Source organism: Stenotrophomonas sp. HMWF003, from assembly GCF_003061285.1.
Lineage (GTDB): Bacteria > Pseudomonadota > Gammaproteobacteria > Xanthomonadales > Xanthomonadaceae > Stenotrophomonas > Stenotrophomonas maltophilia_AP.
The window spans coordinates 1-7688 of the sequence record NZ_QAIW01000332.1; the positions used below are offsets into that span (position 1 = coordinate 1).

The following is a 7688-nucleotide window of genomic DNA, read 5'->3' on the forward strand; positions in this document are numbered from 1 at the left end:
TTACCGCCGATGGCTATGCGCCATGCACGGCCGCCAGTGCCAACGACCTGTCCTCGGCCTGCGCGCCGTTCTTCGGCGTGGCCAGCGCCACCGCCGATCCCGGCGAGCGCCTGCAGGTGGCCACCCGCGTGGGCCACAAGTACGACGACTGGCTGCCCTCGCTGAACCTGGCCTGGGACCTGACCGACACCTTCGTGCTGCGCTTCGGCGCGGCCAAGACCATGGCCCGCCCGACCCTGTCCAACCTGTCGCCGAGTGTCAGCGGCGGGCCCACCGCGTACTTCGACGATGACCGCGCGTACTCGATCAACCTGGGCAACCCCAAGCTGGACCCGTTCCGCTCGACCAACTACGACCTCAGCGCGGAGTGGTACTTCGACGAGGGCGCGCTGCTGTCGGCGGCGGTGTTCTACAAGGACATCGACAGCTACGTGCAGCGCACCCGCCTGATGACCACCTGGGCCGACATGGGCTATTCGCTGGATCTGCTGCCCACCGGCTTCAGCGCGGACACCGTGTTCAACGTGCAGAGCTACTTCAACACCCCCGGCGGCCCGCTCAAGGGCTATGAAGTGTCCTACCAGCAGCCCTTCAGCTTCCTGCCCGGCTTCTGGCGCAACTTCGGCGTGCAGCTCAACTACACGCACGTCGAATCCAAGATCAAGTACATGTTCAGCTCGGGCACCGGCAGCACCATCGTCACCACCTACACCGAGAACGACCTGCTGAACCTGTCGCCGAACTCGTACAACGCCACCCTTTACTACGACGACGGCCGCTTCAGCGCCCGGGTGTCCACCAGCTACCGCGACGCATACATCAGCACCATCCTGTCGCAGGAGAACGTGTGGGACCTGGACGGCAACCAGTTCGTCACCGCCGATGTGCAGGGCAAGTACAGCGTGGAGAACGTGGACTTCAACATGTCCTACAAGGTCAACAAGAACCTCTCGCTGACCTTCGAGGCGATCAACCTGCTCGACACCGCCGATGAGCGCTACGTCGATTCGGCGCTGTCGCTGCCGGACCGCTACACCCACACCGGCCGCCAGTACTACCTCGGCCTGCGCTACAAGTTCTGACCGTGCCGCGCCTTCCGCCACCTGTACCGCGTCCGTCCCCGTCCTTCTCTCCGGGATGGCGGGCGCGGTGCCGGGGCGGAAGGCCACCGTGAGCGGCTGACGCTCCGCCGGTGGTTCCGCTGTACTGTTTCTGCTGTCGAAAGGAAGGTCCCATGCATCGCCCTGTCGCCCCCTCGATCCGTCCGTCCCGCCTGTCGGCCAGCCTGCTGGCGCTGCTGCTTGCCGGCAGCGGCACCGCCTGGGCACAGGCCGCCCCACAGCTGCTGTTCCACGTCTCGGCCGACCAGGGCCTGCAGGCCGACACCGCCGCGGGTGATCCGGTACCGAACTTCGTGGACAAGGTGAAGCGGGTGCCGAACGGGGCGCACGGCAGCGCCATCGAATGGGCCGACGACGGCGTACTGTCGTGGAACGCGCCGGGAAACATCCAGGCCCAGCGCGGCACGCTGGGCTTCTTCTGGCGCTCCCGCTACGCGGTGGGTGAAGCGCCGTTCGTCATCTTCCGGGTCGGCTATGCCGACCACAGCAGCTGGGACATGGCCTGGCTGCGCATCGACTGGAACGGCCACGGCTTCGATGCCTTCGTCACCGATGCCAACCTGGCGCGCACGCGCGTGTCGTTCACGCTCGACCAGAACCCCTCGCCGCAGCAGTGGCAGCACATCGCCTTCGGCTGGGACGAAAACCACGGCGTGCGCCTGTACGTGGATGGCAAGGAGGTGGCCCGCCAGGAGACCACCGCCGACTATGACGCCGCGCTCGACCAGCTCGGCCTGGCCGCGCGCGTGATGGCGCCCTACCAGGTACAGAGCCGCTACAACTTCCTGCGCGGCAGCGACTTCGACGAGATCCGCGTCTACGACCGCCTGCTCGATCCGTCCGGCATGGCCGCCCTGGCGCGCAATGCCGCCCCCACCACAGCGGTGGCCGCGCCGGAGCCGATGCGCGCCTGGCGCCATCGCCATGGCTGGGATGCCGCCCCGCCGCCGGCGCTGACCGCCGCGACCACGACGATCCGCAAGGTGGAGTTCGCCGATACCAAGGACCACAAACAGTGGATGTGGAAGGCCACCGACGGCATCGCCGAAACCACCTGGCCGGGCGTGTACAACCGCTCGCGCCTGCCCGGCCGCAACGATTACTTCCAGCTGCCCGACTGGAACACCTACGTCGAAGGGGGCCAGCAGCTGGACCTGACCCTGCCGGCCGGTGAAACCGTCAACCGCATCGAAGTGCGTGGCGCCGCCTTCGGCGGGCTCAGCCACAGCGCCGATGGCCAGCCGCCGCAGACCCTGTTCCAGCGCCCGCAGGGCGTGGTGCGCAGCGTGAATGCCATTGCCGCACAGACCGGCGGCGTCCTGCACTTCCGCAACACCGAACAGGAAACCCCGATCCAGGAGATCTGGGCCTACCAGGTCAGCGACGCGGCCGAGCCGGAAGGCACGGTCAAGCAGCGCTACCTCATCGACAGCCAGGCGCTGCCGGATTACACCAACATCGCCGCGCTGCGCGACTACATCGACGGCCGCTACCCGGCCGCCGAACGCAGCACGGTAATGGCGTTGCCCAAGGGCGCCGGCGCACGCAGGCGCAGCGCCGACACGCTGCCCGCGCAACCGCTGCCGATCGTGCACGTGCTGATTCCCTCCGGCGTCAGCGATGCACCGGCCGCGCAGCCGCTGATCCGCAGCTGGGCACACAGCTGGGAGAACATGCACGACGGCCTGGATGGCGTGGCCATCGACCTGCCCGCGCTCGACCTGCCCGCCACCCATGACGGGCTGATCCCGCTCAACATCCGCATCAAGGACCCGATCTGGCCGGCGCGCGACATGATCGACGTGTCGGTGTCGGTCAAACCGGGTCAGAAGCGCACGCTGTGGCTGGACCTGCGCGACCGCATCCTCACTGCGGACAGCCTGTGGATCTCCATCGCCTCGGCCGCGCCCGGCTTCAACGCCGCGTCGCTGGACGGAGCGGAAATCCGCATGGTCTACAAGGACCGCGAGGAGGCGAAGAAGGAACACATCGCCGACCGCTTCAACCAGGCGCGCGACAACTGGGGCTTCCTGGTGGAAGAACACACCACGTCCAAGCGGCAGCGCCTGTACGCACGCGTCTACGCCGATCTGAGCGACCTGCTGCGGGTTGATCCGGACCACGTCAACGGCCGCCTGTACTGGAACTACATCAGCTACAACAGCCAGGGCAAACCGCCGTTCACCCAGCCGCAGGCGCCCAAGGGCGTGCCGCAGTGGGCGTTCGCGCAGACCGAAGACCTCAAATACGTGCGCCGCTTCGTCGACTGGTGGATCGACAACCGCCAGATCGCCTATGGCGACTTCGGCGGCGGCATCTCCGACGACTCCGACCTCACCCAGCAGTGGCCTGGGCTGGCGCTGATGGGCGTGCAGCCGGACAAGCTCAACGCCTCGCTCACCGCACTGTCCGACGCGGTGTACCGCAATGGCATGTTCAGCAACGGCTTGAGCACCATCGAGACCGACGAGCTGCATGCCTACGAGGAAGGCATCAACACCAACAGCGCGATGCTCTACCTCAACTGGGGCGACCCGCTCACCGTCGAGCGCCTGATGGAAACGGTGAAGGCCTTCGACGAGCGCATCATCCTGCCCAACCCGCAGGGCCACCTGCTGTTCTCCAGCAACTGGTTCGGCGGCAACAAGGTCTACCGCGAACCGAACTGGCAGTGGCAGAAGCCGTACTCCTTCCCGGTGCTGCACCCGGCCTTCCTGATGGGCCAGTACAACGCCGACCCGACCGGCCGCAAGCTGGTCACCGGGCTGGCCGACAGCTACCTGGCCCACGCCTACACCGACGACAAGGGCCGCTGGGCGTTGCCGAACGAGATCCACTGGGCCACCGGCAAGACCCGTGGCGGCGAGCTCAACAACGGCTCGGGCAGTGGCGACATCATGCACACCTTCTGGGCGGCATGGCGCTGGACCGGCGATGACAAATACCTCAAGGCACTGGACTACCGCGTTGAGCGCGGTGGTCCGGGGGCGCTGTCCAACCTGGGCGAGAACTACGTCGAAGCACTGGGGCGCGGCGCCGAGTGGAACCCGCGTTTCATCAGCGACGCCGACGCCGGCAATACCGGCTTCTCCAGCCTGATGGCGTGGCAGGCCACCGGCGACAAACGGTACCTGGCGGCGCTGCACGCCGATGGCATCCAGGCCAAGGCGCAGCGGGAGTACATGAACACCGAGGGCCACTGGTGGTCCGACCGTGTCGAGGCGCCGAGCGAGTTCCTGCAGCGTGCGCGGCTGGGCGGCATCGCGCTCAAGCGCAACCAGAGCTGGCCGGGCCACACCGTGAGCTGGCGCTTTGCCCAACCCGACGCCGCCGAACAGGTGGCGCTGCTGGTGCACGCGCCTTCGCCGGACCGCTTCAAGGTGATCGCCTACAACCTGGGCACGCGCGCGGTGGACGCGGAGATGAGCACCTGGAACGTCACCGCCGGGCAATGGCGGATGACCAGCGGCGTGGACCGCGACGGCGACGACACCATCGATGGCAAGGCGACCACGCGTGACCTCACCCTGGAACGCAGTGCCTCGACCACGCTGCGCTTCGCACCGGGCCATAGCCAGGTGTTCGAGTTCGCGCTGGTGCAGGCCGGCACGCCGGTCGAACAGCGCGCCGACCTCGGCATCGGCCGCGGCGATGTGCGCATGGACGGGCAACAACTGCACGTGACCGTGCACAGCCTGGGCCACGTGGCCACCGGCGCGGGCGTGGCGGTGTTGGAGGATGCCAAGGGCCGCGAACTGGCACGGGCGGACATTCCTGCCCTGGCCGCACCGACCGACCTGCTGCCGAAGACGGCCGCGGTGCGCCTGCCGCTGCCGGCCGGCAACCGCAGCGGCTGGCGGGTGCGCGTGATGCAGGCCGACGGCGCGGCCGAGGTGACCCAGCGCAACAACGTGGTCACGCTCGACCGGTAGCGCCCGTGCCCTGCATGGCTGCGGTGGCTTACAGCGTGACCCTGCCCTCGATGCAGGTCACGCAGTCGCCCCCGATCCACAGCGCATCGCCCACCCGCTCCACGCGCAGCCGCCCGGCACGCCCGATCGCCGTGCCCTGGCTGATCACATAGCGGTCCGGCGCTTCGCCGGTGGCCAGCAGCCAGCGCGCGATGCCGGCATTGAGGCTGCCGGTGGCCGGGTCCTCCGGTGCGCCATCGCCGGTGATGAAGGCGCGGCTCTCGTACTGGGCCTCGCCGCCATCGCTGGCCAGCCACGGCCCGAATACACCCACCTTCAGGCCCATCAGCTGCGCATAGTCGGGCTGGATCGCCAGCACCGCGGCACGATCGCGCAGCCGCAGCGCGAGCCAGCCGGTGCCGTTGTCGGCCCAGCGTGCGTCCACCACGTCCTCGGCCGCCACGCCCAGCCCACGCCGCACCCGCTCGCGCAGGTCCGCCGCCAACGCCTCACCGCGCAGCAACGGCGGCGCCAGGAAGGCCAGGCCGGCGTCGCTGCGACGGATCCGCACCAGCCCGATCCCGCACTCCTGCACGATCTCCTCGCCCTTGGGCACGCCGCCGTGGGCCAGCCAGGCATGGCAGCTGCCCAAGGTGGGATGCCCGGCGAACGGCAGCTCCTCCAGCGTGGTGAAGATGCGCACGCGATAGTCCGCCTGCGGATCGGTGGGCGGCAACAGGAAGGTGGTTTCGCTCAGGTTGGTCCAGTGCGCGAACGCGGCCATGCGTGCGGCGTCGATGCCTTCGGCATCGAGCACCACGGCCAGCGGATTGCCCCGCAGGGGATCCTGGCTGAACACATTGACCTGCTGGAACGGAAACGTACGCATGGCGGAACATCGAAAGGCGGGAACCGGATGATGCGCGCGGCGCAGGCAGCGGGTCGAGCGCGGCACTAGGCCGCGTCGGTTTCCATCACCTGCACGCGGCGCTGGTACCAGTCGCCGGCCGCGGGTTCGAAGATCGCGCTGCGGGTCATCTCGCCTTCGTACACATGCACCGAGATGGCCAGGTCTTCATCGCTGGTATTGCGGATGGTGTGGTACTCGTGCGGCGGGATCAGGCTGCCGGCACTGCCGCAGTCGCCCAGTACCGCCGGTTCGGCGCGGAAGCGGAAGCGCTCGCCGTCGCGTTCGAGCAGCCGGTACTGGGTGATTTCCAGCTGGCCCAGCCACACCCCTTCCACGCACCACAGCCCGCTGTGGTCATGCAGCGGCGTGCCCTGCCCCGGCCCCCAGCTCATCGCCACGATGCTGTAGCCGTGCGTGGCGCTGCGGTACAGCTCGCGGCGGGCGTAGTGGTCTTCGATGGGGTGGTGCACGCAGGCCGGCAGCTGGATGCGGCTGTCGGCGATGGCCTCGCGCAGCGCGCTGCGCAGGGTGGCGGCGATCTGCTGCGGGCTCTCGTGCTGCACCGCGTGGTCGATGGCCGCGATCAGTCGATCACGGCCATGGAACGGCGGAAAGAGATTGCTGTGGTCTTGCATGGCCTGAGTCTAGGCCATCGCGGTGAATGCCGTGTTTGATCTGAATCACATCCAATCGCCCCACGATCACCGAAATACTCATCCATTCAAAGAAAATAGTGGGATATGCCTATCGATCAGGGGATCAGCAGCGGTCGCAAGGCCGGCACCTGCCGGGCCAGTTCCTCGGTCACCAGCGTGGCAAACAGCGCCGCGCCCTCCGGGCCCAGGTGGGTGTAATCGAACGCGACCTTGGCCTGGCCCATCGGCTCGGTAACGGCGTTGTCCTGTGCAGCCGGTGCCCCCGTAACGGGCGCCGCCCCCACCGTGGTGCCGCCCAGCGCCGCGCTGACCTGTGCCGGGGCAGCCGCCGCCTGCGCCAACGGCATGGCCGCCACCGGGCCCAGCGCCTGCACCACCGCACGGCTGCGGGCGTGCAGGTCGACCAGTGGCACCTCCATCTCGCGCGCCACGCTGCGCACGGCCTCGGCCCAGGGCGCCAGGTCGTCGATCAGCACGCCGTCGGCGAACTGGCGGCGGGTCAATGGGGTCAGCAGCACCGGTTGCGCGCCCGCCGCGCGGATCTCGCGCACGTAACGGCGCAGGTTGTCCGGGAACTCGCGCTGCAGGTCGGTGGAGCGGCCTGGCTTGCCGGGCTGGTCGTTGTGGCCGAACTGCACCAGCACCCAGGTGCGCGCGTAGCCGGGCGTGCCCATCTCCGCCTGGGCCAACGCCCAGGAACCTTCGGTGCGGTAGTTGTAGGTGCTGCGCCCACCGCGGGCAAGGTTGGTGCAGGTCAGGAACGAGGTCACGTGGCGCGCGCAGAAGGCCGGGCCCCAGCCCCCCTGCACGGCGGTGGTGGAATCGCCGACCAGCACGATCTTGCTGGCACGGATCGGGACCGGTGGCGGGCGATCCAGCACCGCCGGATCGCCGGCGGCGTGTGCCGCGTTCAGTGCACCCCACAACAGGCTGCCCAGCAGCCAGGTGGACGCGCGCATCAGAACGTCCCGCGCTGGATGAAGGGCGCCTGCTGGTACAGGCGGCGCTCACCGCCGCGCGGGTCGTCGGCCTGCTGCGACGTGGTATCGAACAGCATCGTTTCGCGGCGGGCGAGCGAATAGGTCTGCCA

5 protein-coding genes are annotated in these 7688 nt (G+C 68.6%); 2 read left to right on the forward strand and 3 right to left on the reverse strand.

Features of this window, described 5'->3' with window-relative positions:
• Positions 1–1082, forward strand: a 1082-nt coding sequence (locus tag DBR34_RS13385) for a TonB-dependent receptor (protein ID WP_128097154.1), incomplete at its 5' end; no start/stop codon positions are given.
• Between the two features lie 152 nt (positions 1083–1234).
• Positions 1235–5053, forward strand: a complete 3819-nt coding sequence (locus DBR34_RS13390) for a LamG-like jellyroll fold domain-containing protein (protein WP_181393999.1) — start codon at positions 1235–1237, stop codon at positions 5051–5053.
• 28 nt (positions 5054–5081) lie between these two features.
• On the opposite strand, the gene DBR34_RS13395 is transcribed toward DBR34_RS13390, so the two are convergent.
• The 3 genes from DBR34_RS13395 to DBR34_RS13405 all read right to left on the reverse strand — a co-directional run bounded on the left by DBR34_RS13395 (position 5082) and on the right by DBR34_RS13405 (position 7557).
• Positions 5082–5921, reverse strand: coding sequence for a PhzF family phenazine biosynthesis protein (locus DBR34_RS13395; protein WP_128097155.1), 840 nt, complete (start codon positions 5919–5921; stop codon positions 5082–5084).
• Positions 5922–5986: 65 nt separating this feature from the next.
• A complete protein-coding gene (locus DBR34_RS13400) occupies positions 5987–6577 on the reverse strand; it encodes a cysteine dioxygenase family protein (protein ID WP_128097156.1) in 591 nt (196 codons plus the stop codon).
• A 116-nt stretch (positions 6578–6693) separates the two neighbouring features.
• Positions 6694–7557 carry a rhamnogalacturonan acetylesterase gene (locus DBR34_RS13405; protein WP_128097157.1) on the reverse strand — a complete coding sequence of 288 codons (864 nt, stop codon included), beginning with the start codon at positions 7555–7557 and terminating at the stop codon, positions 6694–6696.
• Positions 7558–7688: the final 131 nt, after the last annotated feature.